General features: G+C 66.8%; 20 protein-coding genes. 6 read left to right on the top strand and 14 right to left on the bottom strand.

Features of this window, described 5'->3' with window-relative positions; genetic code table 11:
• The first annotated feature begins 5 nt into the window (after window positions 1-5).
• Both ABID77_RS11290 and hemP read left to right on the top strand, forming a co-directional pair.
• Window positions 6-422, top strand: a complete 417-nt coding sequence (locus ABID77_RS11290; RefSeq protein ID WP_429595283.1) for an ExbD/TolR family protein — start codon at window positions 6-8, stop codon at window positions 420-422.
• A 122-nt stretch (window positions 423-544) separates the two neighbouring features.
• Entirely contained in the window at window positions 545-763 is a 219-nt protein-coding gene (gene hemP, locus ABID77_RS11295; RefSeq protein ID WP_429595286.1) for a hemin uptake protein HemP, read from the top strand.
• Window positions 764-984: 221 nt separating this feature from the next.
• Here the strand turns inward: hemP and ABID77_RS11300 are convergent, their stop codons facing one another.
• Complete coding sequence (locus tag ABID77_RS11300; RefSeq protein WP_429595289.1) at window positions 985-1,392, bottom strand: heme-binding protein; 408 nt, start codon at window positions 1,390-1,392, stop codon at window positions 985-987.
• A 159-nt stretch (window positions 1,393-1,551) separates the two neighbouring features.
• Between ABID77_RS11300 and ABID77_RS11305 the strand changes: the two genes are divergently transcribed.
• On the top strand, window positions 1,552-2,253 hold the full coding sequence (locus ABID77_RS11305) for a Bax inhibitor-1/YccA family protein (RefSeq protein ID WP_429595292.1): 702 nt from the start codon (window positions 1,552-1,554) through the stop codon (window positions 2,251-2,253).
• A gap of 167 nt (window positions 2,254-2,420) precedes the next feature.
• On the opposite strand, the gene rlmD is transcribed toward ABID77_RS11305, so the two are convergent.
• From rlmD to surE, 4 genes are all read right to left on the bottom strand, one after another.
• Window positions 2,421-3,929: a 23S rRNA (uracil(1939)-C(5))-methyltransferase RlmD gene (gene rlmD / locus ABID77_RS11310; protein WP_429595295.1), complete on the bottom strand. Its 1,509-nt coding sequence runs from the start codon at window positions 3,927-3,929 to the stop codon at window positions 2,421-2,423.
• Between the two features lie 67 nt (window positions 3,930-3,996).
• On the bottom strand, window positions 3,997-4,926 hold the full coding sequence (locus tag ABID77_RS11315; protein ID WP_429596129.1) for a peptidoglycan DD-metalloendopeptidase family protein: 930 nt from the start codon (window positions 4,924-4,926) through the stop codon (window positions 3,997-3,999).
• 13 nt (window positions 4,927-4,939) lie between these two features.
• Window positions 4,940-5,716, bottom strand: coding sequence for a protein-L-isoaspartate(D-aspartate) O-methyltransferase (locus ABID77_RS11320; protein ID WP_429595298.1), 777 nt, complete (start codon window positions 5,714-5,716; stop codon window positions 4,940-4,942).
• A complete protein-coding gene (gene surE / locus ABID77_RS11325) occupies window positions 5,713-6,471 on the bottom strand; it encodes a 5'/3'-nucleotidase SurE (RefSeq protein ID WP_429595301.1) in 759 nt (252 codons plus the stop codon). The genes ABID77_RS11320 and surE overlap by 4 nt, the downstream gene beginning before the upstream one ends.
• 126 nt (window positions 6,472-6,597) lie before the next feature.
• Here surE and ABID77_RS11330 point away from each other — a divergent pair, with 126 nt between their 5' ends.
• Complete coding sequence (locus ABID77_RS11330; RefSeq protein ID WP_429595304.1) at window positions 6,598-7,584, top strand: NADPH:quinone oxidoreductase family protein; 987 nt, start codon at window positions 6,598-6,600, stop codon at window positions 7,582-7,584.
• A 98-nt stretch (window positions 7,585-7,682) separates the two neighbouring features.
• On the opposite strand, the gene ABID77_RS11335 is transcribed toward ABID77_RS11330, so the two are convergent.
• From ABID77_RS11335 to ABID77_RS11355, 5 genes are all read right to left on the bottom strand, one after another.
• A complete protein-coding gene (locus ABID77_RS11335; RefSeq protein ID WP_429595307.1) occupies window positions 7,683-8,039 on the bottom strand; it encodes an H-NS family nucleoid-associated regulatory protein in 357 nt (118 codons plus the stop codon).
• A 357-nt stretch (window positions 8,040-8,396) separates the two neighbouring features.
• On the bottom strand, window positions 8,397-10,055 hold the full coding sequence (locus tag ABID77_RS11340) for an EAL domain-containing protein (protein WP_429595309.1): 1,659 nt from the start codon (window positions 10,053-10,055) through the stop codon (window positions 8,397-8,399).
• 7 nt (window positions 10,056-10,062) lie between these two features.
• Entirely contained in the window at window positions 10,063-11,541 is a 1,479-nt protein-coding gene (locus tag ABID77_RS11345; RefSeq protein WP_429595312.1) for a diguanylate cyclase domain-containing protein, read from the bottom strand.
• Window positions 11,538-12,794 (bottom strand): cation:proton antiporter, encoded by a 1,257-nt coding sequence (locus tag ABID77_RS11350; protein WP_429595315.1) that lies wholly within the window; start codon window positions 12,792-12,794, stop codon window positions 11,538-11,540. The genes ABID77_RS11345 and ABID77_RS11350 overlap by 4 nt, the downstream gene beginning before the upstream one ends.
• Before the next feature lie 85 nt (window positions 12,795-12,879).
• Complete coding sequence (locus ABID77_RS11355; RefSeq protein ID WP_429595318.1) at window positions 12,880-13,815, bottom strand: NAD-dependent epimerase/dehydratase family protein; 936 nt, start codon at window positions 13,813-13,815, stop codon at window positions 12,880-12,882.
• Window positions 13,816-13,856: 41 nt separating this feature from the next.
• On the opposite strand from ABID77_RS11355, the gene ABID77_RS11360 reads away from it, so the two are divergent.
• Both ABID77_RS11360 and ABID77_RS11365 read left to right on the top strand, forming a co-directional pair.
• On the top strand, window positions 13,857-14,921 hold the full coding sequence (locus tag ABID77_RS11360; protein WP_429595321.1) for a CDP-6-deoxy-delta-3,4-glucoseen reductase: 1,065 nt from the start codon (window positions 13,857-13,859) through the stop codon (window positions 14,919-14,921).
• A 10-nt stretch (window positions 14,922-14,931) separates the two neighbouring features.
• The gene (locus tag ABID77_RS11365; RefSeq protein WP_429595324.1) at window positions 14,932-15,909 is read left to right on the top strand and encodes a Bug family tripartite tricarboxylate transporter substrate binding protein; all 978 of its coding nucleotides are present in this window, start codon (window positions 14,932-14,934) and stop codon (window positions 15,907-15,909) included.
• A gap of 54 nt (window positions 15,910-15,963) precedes the next feature.
• Here ABID77_RS11365 and ABID77_RS11370 read toward each other — a convergent pair whose 3' ends face one another.
• Genes ABID77_RS11370 through ABID77_RS11385 form a run of 4 tightly spaced genes read right to left on the bottom strand, consistent with a single transcriptional unit; the run spans window position 15,964 to window position 19,618 of the window.
• Window positions 15,964-16,680, bottom strand: a complete 717-nt coding sequence (locus ABID77_RS11370; protein WP_429595327.1) for an ABC transporter ATP-binding protein — start codon at window positions 16,678-16,680, stop codon at window positions 15,964-15,966.
• A 2-nt stretch (window positions 16,681-16,682) separates the two neighbouring features.
• Complete coding sequence (locus ABID77_RS11375; protein ID WP_429595330.1) at window positions 16,683-17,453, bottom strand: ABC transporter ATP-binding protein; 771 nt, start codon at window positions 17,451-17,453, stop codon at window positions 16,683-16,685.
• A 34-nt stretch (window positions 17,454-17,487) separates the two neighbouring features.
• A complete protein-coding gene (locus tag ABID77_RS11380) occupies window positions 17,488-18,675 on the bottom strand; it encodes a branched-chain amino acid ABC transporter permease (RefSeq protein ID WP_429595333.1) in 1,188 nt (395 codons plus the stop codon).
• A gap of 13 nt (window positions 18,676-18,688) precedes the next feature.
• On the bottom strand, window positions 18,689-19,618 hold the full coding sequence (locus ABID77_RS11385; RefSeq protein WP_429595336.1) for a branched-chain amino acid ABC transporter permease: 930 nt from the start codon (window positions 19,616-19,618) through the stop codon (window positions 18,689-18,691).
• Window positions 19,619-19,711 lie beyond the last annotated feature (93 nt).

Raw genomic sequence — 19,711 nt, forward strand, 5'->3', positions numbered from 1 at the left:
GTGTCATGGCCTTCGGAACCCAAGACGAACCCGACGAGGTGATGAACGAGATCAACATGACGCCGCTGGTCGACGTCATGCTGGTGCTCCTGATCATCTTCATCATCACCGTGCCGGTGATGAAGCACGCGGTGAACATCGACCTGCCCCAGGCCACCAGCGAGCCCGAGCAGACCAAGCCGCAGAACATCCTCTTCACGGTGGCGGCGGACGGAAGCTACTACTGGAACGAGAACAAGATCGAGGACAGCGCGCTCAAGCCTCTGCTCGACGAACAGGCCGCCAAGGATCCGCAGCCCGAGTTGCATATACGAGGCGACAAGGCGGTGCGCTACGAGCGTGTCGCGCAGGCGATGTCGGCCGCGCGCGAGGCCGGTGTGCGCAAGATCGGCTTCATCACGGAACCCAACCCGTCGAATTGACGACGTCCAGGCAGGCCGCCCGAAGCTGAATCTTCATCGGCTTGCCGAGAATCTCGAAAAAATCGTTGACTTCTCATTGAGAATAATTATCATTCAGATAACGATCTTCAAGGAGCCCGCAAATGCAAGCCGCCTACGACAACACCTTCTCTGTTCTGAACCATCCTTCGCTGGACCAAGCAGGCGGCGGCAGGTCGACGGCTGCGAAGGTTCAGAGCAAAGACATTTCGATCGAGAGCACGGACCTGCTTCGCGGCAGCAAGACGCTCGAGATCCGCCACAACGGCTCGCTCTACCTGTTGCGAACCACCAAACTCGGCAAGCTGATCCTCACCAAGTAAGAGCATCGGCCGCCCCTCGCACAAGTTTCATCGTGGGGCGACTCCAGGAGATCACTCTCCGAAGGGTCGTTTTTTGCTAGCCAACGGTCTTGCCGACTAGCCAAGCTTTTTTTCCCGCACCGTCGCTTCGCGTCTTCGTGAAAACAAAACGCCGGTTCGCTTGAAGCGAACCGGCGTTTTCAATGGCCAGTACCGAGGGTCACGGCCCTGCGATCCGATTCTCAGAGCCCGAGTGCCGCGATGCCAGCCTTGGCCACTTGCGCATCCTCGTTCGCCTTCACGCCACTGACACCGACGGCGCCGATGACATGGCCGTCCTTGACGATGGGAACGCCGCCTTCGAGCAGGCCATGGACGGCAGGTGCCGAAAGGAAAGCGGTCCGGCCGCCGTTGATCATGTCCTCGTAGCCTTTGCTTTCGCGACGACCCAGCGCGGAGGTGTGTGCCTTGGCGGGTGCGATGTGCGCCGAGATCGCCGCCGCGCCGTCGAGCCGTTGCAGCCACAGCAGGTTTCCACCTTCATCGGCGATGGCGATCGTCACGGCCCAGTTGTTCTTGAGAGCTTCCGCCTCGGCTGCGGCAGCGATGAGCTTGACGTCGGCCAGTTCGAGGAAGGATTTGGTTTGCATGATTTAAGAAGTCGCTGAGTTGAAAGGACGGGAGAGCATACTGCCGGCATCTTTGATCTCCGTGCCCTGCGGGTTCCATGGTCATCCAGATGTCAGCTCAGCGGGTTCTAGAATGAGTTCTTTCGACCTTTGCGGTCGTGTCTTTCCAGGAGTCTTCGCATGAACGATCGCGTCAACACGACAGACATCGCCACCGGCTACGGGCAGACGCTGCAGTCCAGCGATCGTCAGCGCGTCCTGCGCAACACCTACTGGTTACTGGCACTGAGCATGCTGCCCACGGTTCTGGGTGCCTGGATCGGGGTCGAGACCGGTATCACCCGTTCGCTCACCGGCGGCCTGGGACTCATCGTCTTCATGGTGGGGGCCTTCGGTTTCATGTTCGCCATCGAGAAGACCAAGAATTCCGCCGCCGGCGTGCCGGTGCTGCTGGCCTTCACTTTCTTCATGGGGTTGATGCTGTCGCGCCTGATCGCCATGGTGCTGGGCTTCAGGAACGGTTCCGAACTCATCATGACGGCCTTCGGCGGCACGGCCGGTGTGTTCTTCGTGATGGCCTCGCTGGCCAGCGTCATCAAGCGCGATCTTTCCGGCCTGGGCAAGTGGCTTTTCGTCGGCGCGCTGGTGCTGATGGTGGGTGCGGTGATCAACGTCTTCGTGGGCTCGACCGCTGGCGTGATGATGATCTCGGTATTGGCGATCGGCATCTTCTCGGCCTTCATGCTCTACGACCTGAAGCGCATTCTCGACGGCGGCGAGACCAATTACATCAGCGCCACGCTGGCGCTCTACCTCGACTTGTTCAACGTCTTCCAGAGCCTGCTGGCGTTGCTGGGGATCGCTGGCGGCGAGCGCGACTGAGACTACCCGCTGGATGCCGAAATCCCGTCGCGAGCGACACATGCCGCGCCGGGGCCGCATCCGAACCACCGAAAAGGCCCCGCAGGGCCTTTTTGCGTTTCGAGCGTCGTTTTCGAACGATGAATACGTGGTCTGGGTCCAACCCGGATCACGCAATGCAGCGCACGTCAGACCACCAGGTCGAACACGGCCATCGATTCGACGTGCGCCGTGTGCGGAAACATGTTCACCACGCCGGCGAACGTGCAGCGGTATCCCGCCTGGTGGACCAGCAGGCCGGCATCGCGCGCGAGCGTCGAAGGATTGCAGCTGACGTAGACGATCCGTCGGGGCGGTGCCCAACCCGTGGCGGGCGCTTGTCGGATCGCCTCGTGGGCATCGTGCTGGATCCTCTGCTGATGCAGATCGGACAACGCCTTGACCAGGGCGAATGCACCCTCGCGCGGCGGATCGACGAGCCACTTGTCGGCCGTGCCGTCGGCCACGAGCATGTCGGGCGTCATGTCGAACAGGTTGCGCGTCACGAAGCTCACCGGCGCCAGGGCGCCGCGGCTCGAAGGCCCCGAGAGGCTGGCAGGTCGATTGCGTTCGTAATTCGCGGTCGCCCTCGCCACCAGGGTGTCGCTGCCCTCGATGCCCAGCACTTCCCGCGCACGCGACGCCAGCGGCAGGGTGAAATTGCCGAGGCCGCAGAACCAGTCGATCACGCGCTCGTGCGGCTGGACGTCGAGCAGACGCAGCGCGCGCCCGACCAACACGCGGTTGATGTGCGGATTGACCTGCGTGAAGTCGGTCGGCTTGAAGGGCATCGTGACGCCGAACTCGGGCAGCTCGTAAGCCAGCGGCGCCGAATCGGCGTCGAGCAGCTTGACGGTCTCCGGACCCTTGGCCTGGAGCCACCACTGAACCCCTTCGTGGCAGGCTGCAAAGTCGCGCAGGCGCTGGACGTCCGCAGCCGAGAGCGGTGCGAGGTGGCGCAGCACCAGCGCGATGGCGCCGAGTCGAGCCGACGGGCTCGAGTGACCATCCGGCACCGACGGTGCGTCCCCGCACGCCAGTTCGATCTGCGGGCAGGTGTCGCGTGCATCCAGCGAGCCGATCAGTTCGCGCAGCGGCATGAGCATCGCGCTGACGGCCTGAGGCAGCACCGGACAGACCTGCATGTCGGCCAGGTAACGGCTCTTGCGCTCGTGGAAGCCGATCAGCACCGTGCCCTTCTTGGCGACGTAGCGCATCGACAATCGGGCGCGATAGCGGTAGTGCCAGGCCGGTCCCTCGAGTGGGCGCAGCAGCGTCCCGGCGCGCACCTTCCCCAGATGCCAGAGGTTGTCTTCCAGCACGCGCTGCTTGACGGCGACCTGGGCGGTCGCGTCGAGGTGCTGCATCTTGCAGCCACCACAGGCGCCGGGATGCAGACCGAAGTGCGGGCAGCCCGGCCGCACGCGCTGCGACGACTCGCGCCGGATCGCCCGGACGGTGCCCTGCTCCCAGTTGTTCTTGCCGCGGTGGACGTCGACCTGGACCTCCTCGAACGGCAACGCGCCCTCGATGAAGACCACCATGCCGTCGGGCTTGCGCGCCACGCCTTGCGCTTCGAGATCGAGCGATTCGACCTCGAGCCATTCGTCGAAGGACGCCGGCGGTGCGCTCCTTCTGCTTCTCTTGGAATCCGTCATGACCGATGTGTTTTCCGGCCGGCGCGATGGCCGGCCTCGGAGCGGCCGTCGCGACGGCCGCCCAGGTTCAGCGCGCCGGCAGGTAGCGCGCGGGGTCGACGGGCTTGCCCTGCCGACGGATCTCGAAGTGCAGCTTCACCCGATCGGCATCGCTGTTGCCCATCTCGGCGATCTTCTGCCCCTTCTGCACCGACTGGTCTTCTTTCACCAGCAAGGTCTGGTTGTGGGCGTAGGCGGTGAGATAGGTGTTGTTGTGCTTGAGGATGATCAGGTTGCCATAGCCGCGCAGGCCGGCTCCGGCATACACCACGCGGCCATCGGCTGCGGCGATCACCGGATCGCCCACCTTGCCGCCGATGTCGAGCCCCTTGTTCTTGGCCTCGCTGAAGCCGGCGATCAGGGCGCCATGCGCGGGCCAGATCCAGCCGACATCCTCGTCGCCGGCCCCCGACGCCGACGGCCGGGTCGGCGGAGTGGCGGCGGAAGGCACGGCCGTCGTGGCACCCGTTGCCGCAGCGGCGCCGGCCGCGATGGCGGGTTGCGGTGTCACGGGACGCGTCACCACGCCCGTGGCGGGATCGACGCTGCCTGTCGTGGTTGCTGCAGGAGCCGTGCCGACCGGGTTGACGCCCGGGGGTATGACGCGCAGCACCTGCCCGACTTCGATGATGTCGGGACGTTCCAGGTTGTTCCAGCGCACGAGATTCTGCCAAGTCTGCCCGGTTTCGACGCCGATGCGGCGGATGGTGTCGCCCGGGCGGACCGTGTAGTAGCCGGGCTTGCCGTAGTTCTCGATGCCGGGCAACGGCTTGCCGTAGGGATCGGTGGTCAGCATCGGTGTGCCGGGAGATGCCGCCGATGTGCCCGGGGCGCCGATCATGGTGCCGCGATCCTCGACCGGTGCGGCAGGTCTGCTGGGTGCGGCGCACCCTGCCACCACGAGCGTCACCGCCAGCGTCATGCCGGCGAGCCAGCTCCCGTTGCCAAAACCCTGCATGTGTTCCATCCCTTCAAGCAATTCCCGATTTTAGAGGGACGAAGTGGACCGCCTCCAGGGCCTGCCGTCGCACGCCGAGGTGGGTGCGGTCGATCACGACGAGCACCTGCTTGCCGTCGGCCGAACGCGTGGGTGCCACGATGCGCCCGCCGGGGGCCAGCTGGTCGATCCAGGCGTCAGGCACCGCGTCGCCACTGGCCGCCGCGATGATGCCGGCGTAGGGCGCTCCCCGGGCATAGCCGATCATGCCGTCGCCCAGGAGAAGGTGCACCGTGGCGAGGCGGAAGGGCCGCATGTTGGTGCGTGCGCGTTCATGCATGCCGCGCACGCGTTCGATGCTGTAGACCTCAGACGCGACATGGCTCAGCAGCGTCGCTTGGTAGCCGCAGCCGGTGCCGATCTCCAGCACGCGGCCGAGGCGGCCGTCGGGTTTGTTCGCCAGCGCGGGTGCGCCCAGCAGCAACTCGACCATGCGCCCCACGACATTGGGTTTGGAGATGGTCTGTCCGAAACCGATCGGCAGGCTGGTGTCCTCGTAGGCCTGGATGGACAGGGCGCTGTCGACGAAGCGATGCCGCTCCACCATGGCCATCGCACGCAGGACGCGTTCGTCCGACACGCCCTGCATCGCCAGCCGCTGCACCATGCGCGAACGCATCGCATCGGAAGACATCGTGGCATCGGGCATGAAGGCCGGGCGTCCGGCGGCCACCGTCCGGGTGCCCGTTGCGGAAGGCGTGGAAGTCGACGTCGACACCAGCCGGACCGGAAAACCCGGACGCCGATTCATCCGAGCAGGCGCACCACGGTGTCGCGCCACTGACCCAGGTTGTCGTGGTCGGTCAGGTCGACCTGCAGCGGCGTCAATGCGACATGGCCTTGCGAGGTTGCATGGAAATCGGTGCCCTCCCCGCTGTCCCGGGCCCCGCTGGCGCCGGCGATCCAGTACATCTTGTCGCCGCGCGGACTGTCCTGGACGATGACGCGCTCGGACGCGTGACGACGTCCCAGCCGGCAGACCTTGACCGGCTGGAGTTCGTCGAACGACCGGTTCGGGATGTTGACGTTGAGCAGCCAGGCGGGGCCTTCGAGCATGCGCTCGCGCTCGATCTGCTGCACCAGCCGGCGGGCGACGCGCGCCGCGTCGTCAACATGCGCCCATCCTTTTTCGACCTGGGAGAACGCGATCGCAGGAACGCCGAAGAGGTAGGCCTCCATCGCCGCGCCGACCGTGCCGGAATAAATGGTGTCGTCGCCCATGTTGGCGCCGTTGTTGATGCCCGAGACCACGAGGTCAGGCCGGTAGTCCAACAGGCCCTTGAGCGCGATGTGGACGCAATCGGCGGGCGTGCCGGTCACGTAGCGGAAGCCGTTGTGCGCCCGATGCACGTAGAGCGGCGAGGACAGCGTGAGTGCATTGGACTTCGCGCTGTTGTTGAGTTCGGGAGCGATCACCTCGACCTCCGCCACGTTCTTGAGCGCATCGTGGAGCGCCACGATGCCGGGAGCCTGGAAGCCGTCGTCGTTGGAAATCAGTATCTTCATGGCTGCTGGAAGTGGCCGCGATTGTAGGGCGCCGTCACGTCACGGCTGGGACAACGGCGTCGTCCATCGCACTCCTATCATCACGCGCGCTCGCGCCCTGTCCGCGACCGATGAAGGAGACACTGCATGCATGCCTGGCTTTGCGAAAACCCCACCGGCGTCGACGCCCTGGTCTGGAAGGAATTGCCCACGCCCGAGCCGGGTCCTGGCGAGGTGCTGATCGAGATCGAGGCCGCGAGCCTGAATTTCCCCGATCTGCTCATCGTGCAGAACAAGTACCAGATGAAGCCGCCACTGCCGTTCGTGCCCGGCTCGGAATACGCGGGTGTCGTGCGCAAGCTGGGCACAGGCGTACGGAACCTGGCGATCGGCCAGAACGTGGCCTGCCTCTCGGGCACCGGCGGTTTCGCCACGCACGTGATCGCGTTGGCAGCCAAATGCATGCCCTTGCCGGCCGAGCTCGGCCATGTGGATGCGGCGGCTTTCATCATGACCTACGGCACCTCGTGGCATGCGCTCATGGACCGTGGCCAGCTCAAGGCGGGGGAGACGGTGCTGGTGCTGGGTGCGGCCGGCGGCGTGGGTACGGCGGCGATCCAGATCGCCAAGGCGGCTGGAGCCCGGGTGATCGCGGCGGCATCGACCGATGAGAAGTGCGAACTGTGCCGGTCGATCGGTGCCGACGCGACGATCAATTACGTGACCCATCCGGTGCCGGGCGCATTTCGCGATGCCGTCAAGACGGCGACGGATGGAAAAGGGCCCGATCTGATCTACGACCCGGTGGGAGGCGATTTCGCGGAACCGGCTTTCCGCTCGATCGGATGGCGAGGCCGCTACCTGGTGGTCGGTTTCGCAGCTGGCGACATCCCGGCATTGCCGCTGAATTTGATGCTGCTCAAAGGCGCCTCGCTGGTCGGCGTCTTCTGGGGCGATTTCGCCCGACGCGAACCGGCGGCGAACGCCGACATGCTCGCCGAATTGGGCCGCTGGTACAGCGAAGGAAAGATCAAGCCGGTCATCGACCGCACACTGCCGATGTCGCAATTGAAGCAAGCATACGCTCACATGGGATCGCGTGGCGTCAAAGGCAAGGTCGTCATGGTTCGGTAGGACACGAACCCGCTATTTCAGATCGCCGTCGATCGATCCGATCGCAGAACGAACAAAAAAGCCCGCTGATGCGGGCTTTTTCGAAAGCAACCCGTTCGTTACTTGATCTCGAAATCGCTCAGGGACTTGCCGGCTGCCAGCGCCTCGGTCACCCAGCGCGGCTTGCGGCCACGGCCGCCCGACCAGGTCTCGCCGGCTTCGCTGCGGTACTTCGCCGCGCTCTTGGCGGGTGCTGCCGCGACGTTGCGCTTCCCTCCGGCCGCAGTACCTGCGCGACCCGTCGACAATTTCAAGTCGGCTGCCGTCAGGCCGTATTCAGAAATCTTCTTGCGGATATCGTCGATCACGCCGGAACGTTCGCGGTTGCGCAGTTCATCGGCCTGCTTGCGCAATTGAGCGATCTGCTCTTCGCTCTTCTGAATCTGTGAATTGATGTCTTCGAGTGTGGATGCCATTCGTGGAAGTCCGTCAGGATGATGATATGAAAATTCTAATTGAAAATACATTGACCGTCGACGGAGCCCAACAAAAAGATCTTGCGTCGGGAATTTGATATTAATTTCTTACGATTTCGCGGAACTTACAACAATTTCTGGAAACAACAGTTCTCCGGAGATTGTCGTTGTCAGACGGTCCGGTACGTCCACGGGCGTTGCACCGTGCCGCCTTTTCCCAATGAGCGGCACTGGAGTTTTCAGATGCCCGCATATTCCGAGGTATTGACGGATATCGCCGATCGCAGCACCCGACCCCCAGGCATTCAAGGATTCTCTAAACCTGGAGCGATCGATGGGCGGGACCGATCCCGCGTCTCAGGCGCAATCGGATGGGCGTTGCCAGAGCGGCGTTCCCTCGAAGCCGACGATCCATTGGGGCACGTCTGCAGGTGGCATCGGACGGGCGATGCCATAGCCCTGTCCGAGCGTGCACCCCAGTGCCAGCAGCGCCTGGCCATGGGCCACGGATTCGACGCCTTCGGCGATGGCCTTGCGTCCCAAGCCCTCGGCCAGCAGCAGGATGCCCTTGAGGATCGCTCGATCCTGGACGTTGTCGATCACGCCGCGCACGAACGACTGGTCGAGCTTGAGGGTGGCCACCGGCAGTTGCCGCAGGCAGGTCAGCGACGAATAGCCCGTGCCGAAGTCGTCCATCGCCACCGAGACGCCGAGGGCCTTGCAGGCCTCGATGAACTGGGCCGCGGCGGCGAAATCCTTGATGGCGGAGGTCTCCAGGATCTCCAGTTCCAGCACGCCCCTGGGCAGCCGCGGGAACCTTGCCAGGTGCTCGCCCAGCCGGCCGAGGAAGTCGGGCCGCTGCATGTGGCGTGGACTGATGTTCACGCCGATCACGGTCGCCACGCCCTCGGACTGCCAGAGCGCCGCCTGGTGCAGGGCCTCGCCGATGGCCCAATCGCCCAGTCGCTCGACCAGTTCGTGGTCTTCGATCAAGGGAATGAACGATGCGGGCTGAAGCAGACCACGCTCGGGATGCTGCCAACGGATCAGCGCCTCGAAGCCGATGACCCGACCGCAGCGCATGTCGACCTTGGGCTGGTAGGCGAGGAGGAACTCGTCCTGCAGCAGGCCGTCGGCGATGCGCTTTCGTGCCTGCAACCCCTGCTGCTCCTCGAGCGCCTGGTCGGCGTCGAAGAAGTGGATCTGGTTGCTGCCCGCGCGCTTGGCGAAGAACACCGAATGCTGGGCGTGCTGAAGCATGACCTCGGTCGGCTGGCTGCCGTGCACCATGAGGGCGACACCGATGCTCGCGCGGATGCGGGTCAGGCGCTCCCGCAGACGGATCGGATGCTCGATGCGCGCCAGGAGCTGGCGCAGCAGCATCTCGCACTGCGCCTGGCTGGTGACCGGCAGGACCAGCGCGAACTCGTCGCCACCCACGCGTGCCACCGCCGCGTCGTGCGGCAACGCGCTGCGCAGCCGGCGAGCCACCTCCCGCAGGACGCCGTCGCCCCCGAGCGGGCCGAACTCGTCGTTGATGTCGCGCAGCCGGTCAATGTCGAGATAGCACACCGCCAGCAGCCGTTCCGCCTCCTCGGCATGGGCGCGCAGGGGCATGTCGTCGAACGACGGCACCCGGTTGGCCAGGCGCGTGAGGGCGTCACGCCGCTCCAGCAGGCCGAGGCGCTCGGCGCGCAGACCGGTGGCGGCGGGAATGAGCGTCCACAGGACGCAGCGGTCGTCCATGCGCTCGCCGCGCAGGTCCACAAGCAGCGGATGGCCGTTGTGCGTGCGCAGCGCGATGCGCGAGCGCTGGGATGCGCCACGGGCCGGCACCGGCATGTCGCCGCCCTGCCCCGCTTCGCCGACGTCGGACGGCACGGCGCAGACGTCGGCGAAAGGCATGTCGATCAGGGCACCGATGGCGTAGCCCAGGAGATCGTGAGCGTCCTCGTCCGCCCACAGGATCTGGCCGTCGCAGGTCTTGAGATGGCCGAAAGGCGCTCGCAATGTCATGACGATCTCACCGCCGGCGTTCGGCGCCCTGCACCGCGTAGTGCTGCACCTTGTCCTGGTACATCGACTGGTCCGCGCGCATCAGGGCGTTGTCGATCGACTCGCCGCTCGCACAGGTGGCGATGCCCAGGGCGAAGCTCAAGACGTGGCCGCTGCGCCCGGCATAGAACTGGTTGTTGAGTTCGAGCAGCGACATCAGACGCTCGCGCATCGCCTGCGCGCCGCGCTCGTCGGTCGCCGGCAGCAGGACGACGAACTCGTCGCCGCCGATGCGCGCGGGCCAGGCGGGCTCGTCGACCGCCTTCGACAGCACCTCGCCCGCACGGCGCAGCAGCGCGTCGCCTGCGGCGTGGCCGTCCTCGTCGTTGATCTGCTTCAGGCCGTTGAGGTCGACCGACATCACCGACACCGGCCACGGGCCCTTGCGCTGCAGGCGGTTAAGCTCCTCGGTGTAGAAGGTGCGGTTGCGCAGCTGCGTGAGCACGTCGTGCTTGCCGAGGTACTCGAGGTAGGCCTCGGCCTTCTTGCGTGCCGTGATGTCCATGAGCGAGACGAGCACCATGCTCCAGTCGTCCCGGTGGTCCTCCAGCACCGAGAACTGCATGTGGATGTGCACCGGCTCGCCGTTGAGCGAGTAGTTGCAGACCTCGCGATGCTGCTGCGTCTTGCCGACCCACAGGTCCTGCAGCTGTTCGGCGAACGAGTCGCGCATCTCGTCGCGGAAGATGCGCGGGATGTTCTCCAGCAGCGTCTTCCGGTCGGGCGCCGCGAACATGCGCAACGTCTCCCGGTTCACGTCGATCACGCGGATCTCCTGCATGCAACGCATGACGAACTCGGGATGGACCTTGAGGAAGGTGTCGAAGTCGCTGATGCCGCGCTCGCGCAGGGCGTCGAGCAGGCGCTTGACGGCGCTGAAATCCTCCACCCAGAGCGAAACGGGCGAGTGCTCGAACAGACCGTGCGCATAGCGGGCGCTTTCCTCGCGCTGCCGCTCCGCCTGTGCCTGGCGGGTGATGTCGTCGAGCGAGACGAGGACGCGATCCCAGGTGGTCTCGTGCCCGGGCAGGATGCGGATGCGCAGGCACACGTCGAGCCGGCGGCCGTCGAGCGCGTAGTTCACGGTGCGGCTCTCCACCAGCAGCTGCCCCTGCCAGAGTGCGTCGAACTCATGGATCACGCCATCGATCATGTCGCCGCGGAAGATGCGGCCGAGGTTGGCCACGAGTTCGTCCTGGCTCGCGGCGGCGAAGAGCGTCAGCGTGGTCCCGTTGACGCGCAGCACGCGCAACTGCGCCACGCACGCCTTCACGCGCTCGCCATCGGCGTGGAGGAAGGCCGCCAGGTCGACGACGCCTTCGGCGCGCCAGCGGTCGAACAGCTGTTTCAGACCGCTGTAATCCTCGAGCCAGAGCGAGACGGGCGCCAGGTCGAACATGGATTCGAAATCGGTGGCGGGCGGTGTGGGGCTGTGGGACGAAGTCATGGCGCGGAAACCTGCAAGACACGGGCCGGACGCTCGCGCGTGACCCAGTTGAACAGCGGCGTGGCCATCAGCGTCGTGAGGATCGCCATCAGGACCAGGATCGAGAACAGGCCGCCCTGGATCACGCCGGCCTGCAGGCCGATGTTGATGATGATCAGTTCCATCAGGCCGCGCGCGTTCATGAGCGCGCCGATGGCCATCGCGTCGCGCGGGCTCTCGCCCGAGACGCGCGCCGCCGCCCAGCAGGCGATGCCCTTGCCGCCGACCGATGCCGAGATGATCGCCACCGCGGCCAGCAGGATGCCGGGCTCGAACAGCACGGCCATGCGCGTGTTGAGTCCCGAGTAGGTGAAGAACATCGGCAGCAGGAAGATCACCACGAAGGGCTGGAGCTGCTCGCGCAGCTTCTGCGTCAGCGCGCCGCGCGGCATGACCGCGCCGAGCAGGAAGCCACCGAACACCGCGTGGATGCCGATGGCGTCCATCGCGAACGCGCTGAGCGCGAACAGCGCCAGCACGGTGGCCAGCAGGGTCGAGCCCAGCGGCGCGTCGGGACGCACGTGCCGGGCCAGGCGCTTGAGCAGGCGCGAGCCGATGAAGATCATGAACAGCGCATAGGCGATGCCGCCGCCGATCGCCGCGTAGGCCCCGCCCCAGGAGCCGTTGAAGCTCGCCAGCACGATCGCCAGGATGCACCAGGCGGCCGCGTCGTCGACGGCGCCCGCGGTGAGCGCCAGCGTGCCCAGCGGCGTGCCCGCCAGTCCACGTTCGTGGATGATGCGCGCGAGCATCGGGAAGGCCGTGATCGCGATCGCCGCTCCCAGGAACAGCGAGGCCTCCAGGGGCCGGGTCTGGGCGGCGAACAGGCCCGGCACCGTCTGCAGCCACGGCACCAGCGCGAAGGCCAGCACGAAGGGCGCTCCGATGCCGGCGAGCGACACCGTGGCCGCGCTGCGAAAACGGCTCCTGAAATGGTCGGCGCGGAATTCGGTGCCGACCAGGAACATGTACAGACCGACGCCGAGCTGCCCGGCGACATACAGCATTCCCAGCGTCTCCTTGGGAAACAGCGCGCGCTGCAGGTCCGGCAGCAGCAGTCCGAACAGCGACGGTCCGAGCAGCACGCCGGCGATCATCTCGCCCACGACCTGGGGCTGCCCCAGCTTCTGCGCCAGCCGGCCGACCAGCTGGCAGGCCCCGATGATGACGGCGGCCTGCAGGAAGAAATAGACGGAGAGCTGGGTCGTGGGCATGGGCGATCGATGCGGATGGGCGGCTCGGCGAGCCGACGACGACGAGGCCCGGAGGCCATCGCGACGGCGGATTATCCGCGTCCTGTCAGACGAAAGACCGCAAGCCGCTGTCGATCGTCGGATGCCGCAGCCGCAGGCGCAGCTCGCGTTTGAGCCGCGTGTTGTCCAGGCGCCTCGACTCGCCCATGAAGCTCAGCGTCGCGGCGGGCAGGCGCGCGGACGCTTCGTCGCGCGCGATGCGCGGCGGGCGCGGCAGGCCGTAGAGGTCGGCCGCGACATCCATGTAGTCGCCCATCTTCAGCTCGGTGTCGTCGCTGGCGTGGAACACGCGCTGCGGACCGCCGCGCCACAGTGCCGCCACGCAGGCGCGCGCCAGGTCGTCGGCCTGGATGTGGTTGGTGTAGACGTCGTCCTCGGCGCGCAGCACCGGCGTGCCCTTCTCCAGTCGGGCGCGCGGCGTGCCCCCTTCGCGATCGCCGGCGTAGATGCCGGGGATGCGCAGGATGCGCACCGCGACCCCGGTGGTGCGGCCGAACCAGCGCACCGCGCGCTCGGCGTCGACGCGCCGGTGCGCGCGCGGGTTGTGCGGCCGCACGGCGCGTGTCTCGTCGATGCGCGCACCGCCGCAGTCGCCGTAGACGCCGCTGGTCGAGCCGTAGACCAGGGCCGCCGGGGGCGAGCGCCGCATCAGCGTGCGCATCAGCGCGGTGGTGCGGGCGTCGCGCCACCAGCGCCCGGCCGCGTCGCTGGCCGGCGGCGGCGCGAGATGGATCACGCGCGTGGCGAGGCCGGCGAACTGGCGCAGGCCGGCGGGCACGTCCAGGTCGGCGATCAGCGGCACGATGCCGGCGGCGCGCAGCGCCGGCACGCGCTCGGGCGACGACGTCAGGGCGATCAGCCGGACGCGCCCGCGCAGCAGGGCGGCGGCCCGCAGGCCGACGTCGCCGCAGCCGACGATCAGGACGCGCTGGCGGCGAAAGCGCGCGGGCAGCGCGCCGGAGGGTCGGGCGATTGAAGGCAAAATCCGTGATCCCAGTCGAGAACGAGCCCCCGAGAATACCCATGACCAGCGCCTCTCCGCCCGAAACCGGCTTCCGGATCACCGTCGAACCCAGTGGTCGCAATTTCGTGGCGCAGGGCGACGAGACCATCCTCTCCTCCGCCATCCGCCAGGGCGTCGGCCTGCCCTACGGCTGCAAGGACGGGGCCTGCGGCTCCTGCAAGTGCAAGAAGCTCTCGGGCGAGGTCACGCACGGTCCGCACCAGAGCAAGGCCCTCAGCGCCGAGGAGGAGATCGCCGGCTTCGTGCTCACCTGCTGCGCCACCGCGCGCAGCGACGTGATGCTCGAATCGCGCCAGGTCACCGACATCGGCGCCTTCCCGATCCGCAAGATGCCCGCCCGGGTGCTGTCGCTGCTGCGCAAGTCGCACGACGTCATGCAGCTGCGCCTGCAGATGCCCGCGGGCGAGCCGATGCGCTTCCACGCCGGCCAGTACGTCGAGTTCATCCTGCGCGACGGCGCGCGGCGCAGCTACTCGATGGCGAACGCGCCGCACACCCTGCTCGAGCCGGGCACCGGCATCGAGCTGCACGTGCGCCACATGCCCGGAGGCCGCTTCACCGACCACGTCTTCGGCGCCATGAAGGAGAAGGAGATCCTGCGCATCGAAGGGCCCTACGGCAGCTTCTTCCTGCGCGAGGAATCGACCAAGCCGATCGTGCTGCTCGCCTCGGGCACCGGCTTCGCGCCGATCAAGGCGCTGCTCGAGCACATGAAGTTCAAGAACATCGACCGGCCCGCCACGCTCTACTGGGGCGGCCGCCGCCCCGAGGACCTGTACATGGACGACTGGCTGCAGGCGCAGCTCGCCGAGATGCCGCAGCTGCGCTACGTGCCGGTGGTTTCCAACGCCACGCCGGAGGACAACTGGACGGGCCGGACCGGCTTCGTGCATCGCGCCGTGCTGGAGGATTTCGCCGACCTCTCCGGCCACCAGGTGTATGCCTGCGGCGCGCCGATCGTCGTCGAATCCGCCAAGCGCGACTACGTCGTCGAGGCCGGCCTGCCGGAAGAGGAATTCTTCGCCGACGCCTTCACGACCGAGGCCGACAAGGCCGCTGCCTGAGTCCCACCCCATGCAGAGACGCCCTTTCCTCGCCACCCTGGCGCTCGGCGCCCTGTCGCTGTCGACCACGGCGCTGCGGGCCCAGCCCGGCACGCACCCGATCCGCCTGATCGTGCCCTACGCGGCCGGCGGCCCCATCGACGTGACGGCACGCATCCTGGCTGAGCGGGTCAGGGATTCGCTCGGCACGGTCATCATCGAGAACAAGCCCGGCGCCGGCGGCAACATCGGCGTCGACGCGATCGCCAAGGCCGCGCCCGACGGCCTGACGATCGGCATCGCGGCCACGGCCACGCATGCCGTCAACCCGTGGCTCTACGCCCGGATGCCCTTCGACGTCGCGACCGACTTCGCGCCCGTCACGCAGATGGTGCGCGTGCCCAACGTGCTGGTGATGAACGCCGAGGCCGCCCAGCGCCTGAAGATCGGCACGCTCGCGCAACTCATCGCCTATGCCAAGGCGAACCCCGGCAAGCTCAACTACGGCAGCGGCGGCAACGGCAGCGCCGGACACCTGGCCGGCGAGCTGTTCAAGAAGGAAGCGGGCATCTACGCCCTGCACATCCCCTACAACGGCGGCAACCCGGCGCAGCTGGCGCTGCTGTCCGGCCAGGTCGACTTCAACTTCGACAACCTCGCCACCGCCGCGCCGAACATCCGCTCCGGCAAGCTGCGCGCCATCGCCGTCACGACCCTGGGACGCAGCGACGCCCTGCCCGGCGTGGCGCCCATCGCCGACACGCTCAAGGGCTTCTCGATCGACACTTGGTGGGGCCTGGTGGCGCCGGCGGGCACGCCGGCGGCGACCATCGCCCGGCTCAACCAGGCGTTCGTGGCGGCGCTGAACGCGCCCGAGACGCGCAGCCGCTTCGCCGGCCTGCTGGCCGAGCCGGCACCCAGCATGCCCGAGCAGTTCGGCGCCTTCATGAAGAGCGAACTGGCCAAGTACCGCGACGTGGTGAAGGCCACCGGCGCCCGCGTCGACTGACCGCACATCGAACCCGCGCGGCCCGGAGCGTTCCGGAGCCCGCGGACCCTCGTCTCACTCGCCGAGGTAGGCGGCCCGGACCTTCGGGTCGTCGAGCATCGTGCGGGCGTCGCCCGACATCGTGACCACGCCCGACTCCATCACGTAGCCGCGATCGGCGATCTGCAGCGCGCGGCTGGCGTTCTGCTCGACCAGCAGCACCGTCACGCCCTGGCCGTGGACGGTCTGGACGACCTCGAAGATCTTGTCGACCATGATCGGCGACAGGCCCATCGAGGGCTCGTCGAGCAGCAGCACCTTCGGGCGCGCCATCAGGGCGCGGCCCATGGCGAGCATCTGCTGTTCGCCGCCGGACATGGTGCCGGCGAGCTGGTCCTTGCGTTCGCGCAGGCGCGGGAAGATGCCGAACATGCGCTCGATGTCGGCGGCGATGCCCGCCTTGTCGTTGCGCACGTAGGCGCCGATCTGCAGGTTCTCGGTGATCGTCATGCGCGTGAAGACGCCGCGGCCCTCGGGCACCATCACCAGACCCTCGCCCACCAGGTCCCAGGCGCCGCGCCCCTTGATGCTGCGGCCGAGGTAGAGGATGTCGCCGTCGACATAGGGCAGCGTGCCCGTGATGGCCTTCATCGTCGTCGTCTTGCCGGCGCCGTTGGAGCCGATGAGCGAGACGAGCTCGCCCTCGCGCACCTCGAAGTCGACGCCCTTGACGGCCTGGATGCCGCCATAGGCCACCTTCAGACCGCTGACCTTCAGAAGAATCTCGCTCATGTTCAATGGCCTCCGGTGCCCAGATAGGCCTCGATCACTTTTTCGTTGCGCTGCACCTCGGCGGGCGTGCCTTCGGCGATCTGCTTGCCGTAGTCGAGCACGGTGAGGCGGTCGCACAGCCCCATCACCAGTTTCACGTCGTGCTCGATCAGCAGGATGGTGCGGTTGTCGGCGCGGATGCGGCTGATGAGCTCGCGCAGCATCACCTTCTCGGTCGCGTTCATGCCGGCGGCCGGCTCGTCGAGCGCGATGAGCTGCGGATCGGTGGCCAGGGCGCGAGCGATCTCCAGCCGGCGCTGGTCGCCGTAGCTCAGCGTGCGCGCCTTGTAGTCGGCGAACTTGCCGATGCCGACGTAGTCGAGCAGTTCGTGGGCGCGCTCGGCGATGGCGCGCTCCTCGGCCTTGAAGCCGGAGGTCCGCAGGATGGCGCCGATCACGCCGGACTGCGTGCGCACATGGCGCCCGACCATCACGTTCTCCAACGCCGTCATGTCGGCGAAGAGGCGGATGTTCTGGAACGTGCGCGCGATGCCGGCCTTGGCGACCTCGTGCACCGCCGTCGGCTGGTAGGGCTTGCCGGCGAGCACGAAGCTGCCGCTGTCGGGCGTGTAGAGGCCGGTGATGACGTTGAAGAACGTCGTCTTGCCCGCGCCGTTGGGGCCGATCAGGCCGTAGACCTGGCCGCGGTGGATCGTGATGCCCACGTCCGACAGCGCCTGCAGGCCGCCGAAACGCTTGGAGATGCCGCGCACCTCGAGGATGGTGTCAGTCATTGTTCGTGTGTTCCTGGCTCGGTGTGCGTGGCCGTCACGGATTGATCGACATCGGCCGCGCCGGCGAACCCGGCACCTCGTCGGCGGGACTGTCCACGCCCGGCGCCTCGATCGGCGTGCCGGGGGTGGCGTCGCCCTGGCGCCGCTTAAGCGACTTGCCGTGCTCGGGCGAGGGCCACAGACCGCGCGGACGCAGCAGCATGATGACGATCATCGCCAGCGCGATGAAGAGCTGCCGCAGGATCGAGGCGTCGAGGCGCCCGTCGGTCATCGACTGCAGCGGACCGGCGACGTAGCGCAGCACCTCGGGCAGCGCCGCCAGCAGCACCGCGCCCAGGATGACGCCCGGCAGGTGGCCGATGCCGCCGAGCACCACCATGGCGACGATCATCACCGACTCCATCAGGCTGAAGGACTCGGGCGAGACGAAGCCCTGGAAGGCCGCGAACATCGCGCCGGAGATGCCGCCGAAGCTCGCGCCCATGCCGAAGGCCAACAGCTTCATGTTGCGGGTGTTGATGCCCATCGCCTTGGCGGCGATCTCGTCCTCGCGGATCGCCATCCAGGCGCGGCCGACGCGCGAGAGCTGCAGCCGGTGCGAGATGATCACCGTGAAGATCACCAGCACCAGGAACAGGTAGTAGTAGAGCGAGACCGAGGAGATCGTGTAGTCGCCGATCTTCAGCGGCCGCCCCAGGTTCAGTCCCCAGATGCGGATCGAGTCGATCGCGTCGAGTCCCTTGGGACCGTTGGTGATGTTGACCGGATGGTCGAGCGTGTTGAGGAACACGCGGATGATCTCGCCGAAGCCCAGCGTCACGATGGCCAGGTAGTCGCCGCGCAAGCGCAATGTCGGCGCCCCCAGCATCACCCCCAGCACGCCCGCGAGCACGAAGGCCAGCGGCAGCACGATCAGCAGCGAGGTGTGCACGCCGTTGGGGAACATCGCCTTGAACGCCGGAAAGGTCTCGGCGAGGTGCGGCGAACCCATCAGGGCGTAGAGATATGCCCCGATGGCGAAGAACGCCACGTAGCCGAGGTCGAGCAGGCCGGCATAGCCCACGACGATGTTCAGGCCCAGCGCCAGCAGCACGTAGAGCAAGGCGATGTCGACGATGCGCACCCAGGCGTTGCCCTGCGTCTGCAGCACCAGCGGCAGCGCCAGCAGCAGCACGGCGGCCACCAGGAACACGGCCAGGTTCTTGAAATTGTTGGATCTCATGGTCGTTCCTCCTTCAGGCGCGATCGGCCACGCGCTCGCCCAGCAGGCCCGAGGGCCGCACGGTCAGCGTGAGGATGAGGATGACGAAGGCGAAGATGTCGCTGTGCTGGCTGCCCAGGATGCCGCCCGTGACGGTGCCCAGATAGCCCGCGCCGATGGCCTCGATGAGCCCGAGCAGGATGCCGCCGACGACCGCCCCCGCCAGGTTGCCGATGCCGCCGAAGACCGCCGCGGTGAAGGCCTTGAGGCCGGGCCCGAAGCCCATGGCGTGCTGGGCGATGCCGTAGTTGCTCGCGTACATCACGCCGGCGATGGCCGCGAGCACGGCGCCGATGATGAAGGTGGCGGAGATCACCATGTCCGGCCGGATGCCCATGAGCGAGGCGACGCGCGGGTTCTCGGCCGTGGCACGCATGGCGCGTCCGAGCTTGGTGTAGTTCACCAGCCAGGTCAGGATGGCCAGCGAGATCGCCGTCACCACCAGGATCATGATCTGCGTGGGCGAGATGGAAGCGCCCGCGACGTCGATCGAGGCGCTCGGCAGCAGGGTCGGGTAGGCCTTGTTGGTAGGACGCCAGATGATCATCGCCAGCGTCTGCAGCAGGATCGACATGCCGATGGCGGTGATGAGCGGCGCCAGCTTCGGGCTGTTGCGCAGCGGCCGGTAGGCCACTTTCTCGATGACGAAATTGAGGCTGGCCGCGACGATGCAGGCGATCACCAGGGCGATCAGCAGCATGAGCCAGCCCGGCAGCCACGGCATGGACTCGCGCATCAGGCCGATGATGGTCCAGCTCGTGAGGGCACCGACCATCAGTACCTCGCCGTGCGCGAAGTTGATGAGGTTGATGATGCCGTACACCATGGTGTAGCCCAAGGCTATCAAGGCATACATGCTGCCCAACACCAGACCGTTGATGATCTGCTGCAGCAGGATTTCCATAAGTTCGTCCAGTGGGTTGGCACCTGTATCAAGGTGCTTTCAAGATTCGCGGAGGCCGGATCGGCGTCTGCGATTCACTAAGCAAAAAACCCG

The organism is Variovorax sp. PvP013 (genome assembly GCF_050435945.1).
Classification (GTDB): Bacteria; Pseudomonadota; Gammaproteobacteria; order Burkholderiales; family Burkholderiaceae_C; genus Variovorax.

Bases quoted from the DNA above. Each gene is read 5' to 3' on its own strand.
- ABID77_RS11290 (WP_429595283.1), top strand. From the start codon at position 6: ATGGCCTTCGGAACCCAAGACGAACCCGACGAGGTGATGAACGAGATC.
- hemP (WP_429595286.1), top strand. From the start codon at position 545: ATGCAAGCCGCCTACGACAACACCTTCTCTGTTCTGAACCATCCTTCG.
- ABID77_RS11300 (WP_429595289.1), bottom strand. From the start codon at position 1,392: ATGCAAACCAAATCCTTCCTCGAACTGGCCGACGTCAAGCTCATCGCT.
- ABID77_RS11305 (WP_429595292.1), top strand. From the start codon at position 1,552: ATGAACGATCGCGTCAACACGACAGACATCGCCACCGGCTACGGGCAG.
- rlmD (WP_429595295.1), bottom strand. From the start codon at position 3,929: ATGACGGATTCCAAGAGAAGCAGAAGGAGCGCACCGCCGGCGTCCTTC.
- ABID77_RS11315 (WP_429596129.1), bottom strand. From the start codon at position 4,926: ATGCAGGGTTTTGGCAACGGGAGCTGGCTCGCCGGCATGACGCTGGCG.
- ABID77_RS11320 (WP_429595298.1), bottom strand. From the start codon at position 5,716: ATGAATCGGCGTCCGGGTTTTCCGGTCCGGCTGGTGTCGACGTCGACT.
- surE (WP_429595301.1), bottom strand. From the start codon at position 6,471: ATGAAGATACTGATTTCCAACGACGACGGCTTCCAGGCTCCCGGCATC.
- ABID77_RS11330 (WP_429595304.1), top strand. From the start codon at position 6,598: ATGCATGCCTGGCTTTGCGAAAACCCCACCGGCGTCGACGCCCTGGTC.
- ABID77_RS11335 (WP_429595307.1), bottom strand. From the start codon at position 8,039: ATGGCATCCACACTCGAAGACATCAATTCACAGATTCAGAAGAGCGAA.
- ABID77_RS11340 (WP_429595309.1), bottom strand. From the start codon at position 10,055: ATGACATTGCGAGCGCCTTTCGGCCATCTCAAGACCTGCGACGGCCAG.
- ABID77_RS11345 (WP_429595312.1), bottom strand. From the start codon at position 11,541: ATGACTTCGTCCCACAGCCCCACACCGCCCGCCACCGATTTCGAATCC.
- ABID77_RS11350 (WP_429595315.1), bottom strand. From the start codon at position 12,794: ATGCCCACGACCCAGCTCTCCGTCTATTTCTTCCTGCAGGCCGCCGTC.
- ABID77_RS11360 (WP_429595321.1), top strand. From the start codon at position 13,857: ATGACCAGCGCCTCTCCGCCCGAAACCGGCTTCCGGATCACCGTCGAA.
- ABID77_RS11365 (WP_429595324.1), top strand. From the start codon at position 14,932: ATGCAGAGACGCCCTTTCCTCGCCACCCTGGCGCTCGGCGCCCTGTCG.
- ABID77_RS11370 (WP_429595327.1), bottom strand. From the start codon at position 16,680: ATGAGCGAGATTCTTCTGAAGGTCAGCGGTCTGAAGGTGGCCTATGGC.
- ABID77_RS11375 (WP_429595330.1), bottom strand. From the start codon at position 17,453: ATGACTGACACCATCCTCGAGGTGCGCGGCATCTCCAAGCGTTTCGGC.
- ABID77_RS11380 (WP_429595333.1), bottom strand. From the start codon at position 18,675: ATGAGATCCAACAATTTCAAGAACCTGGCCGTGTTCCTGGTGGCCGCC.
- ABID77_RS11385 (WP_429595336.1), bottom strand. From the start codon at position 19,618: ATGGAAATCCTGCTGCAGCAGATCATCAACGGTCTGGTGTTGGGCAGC.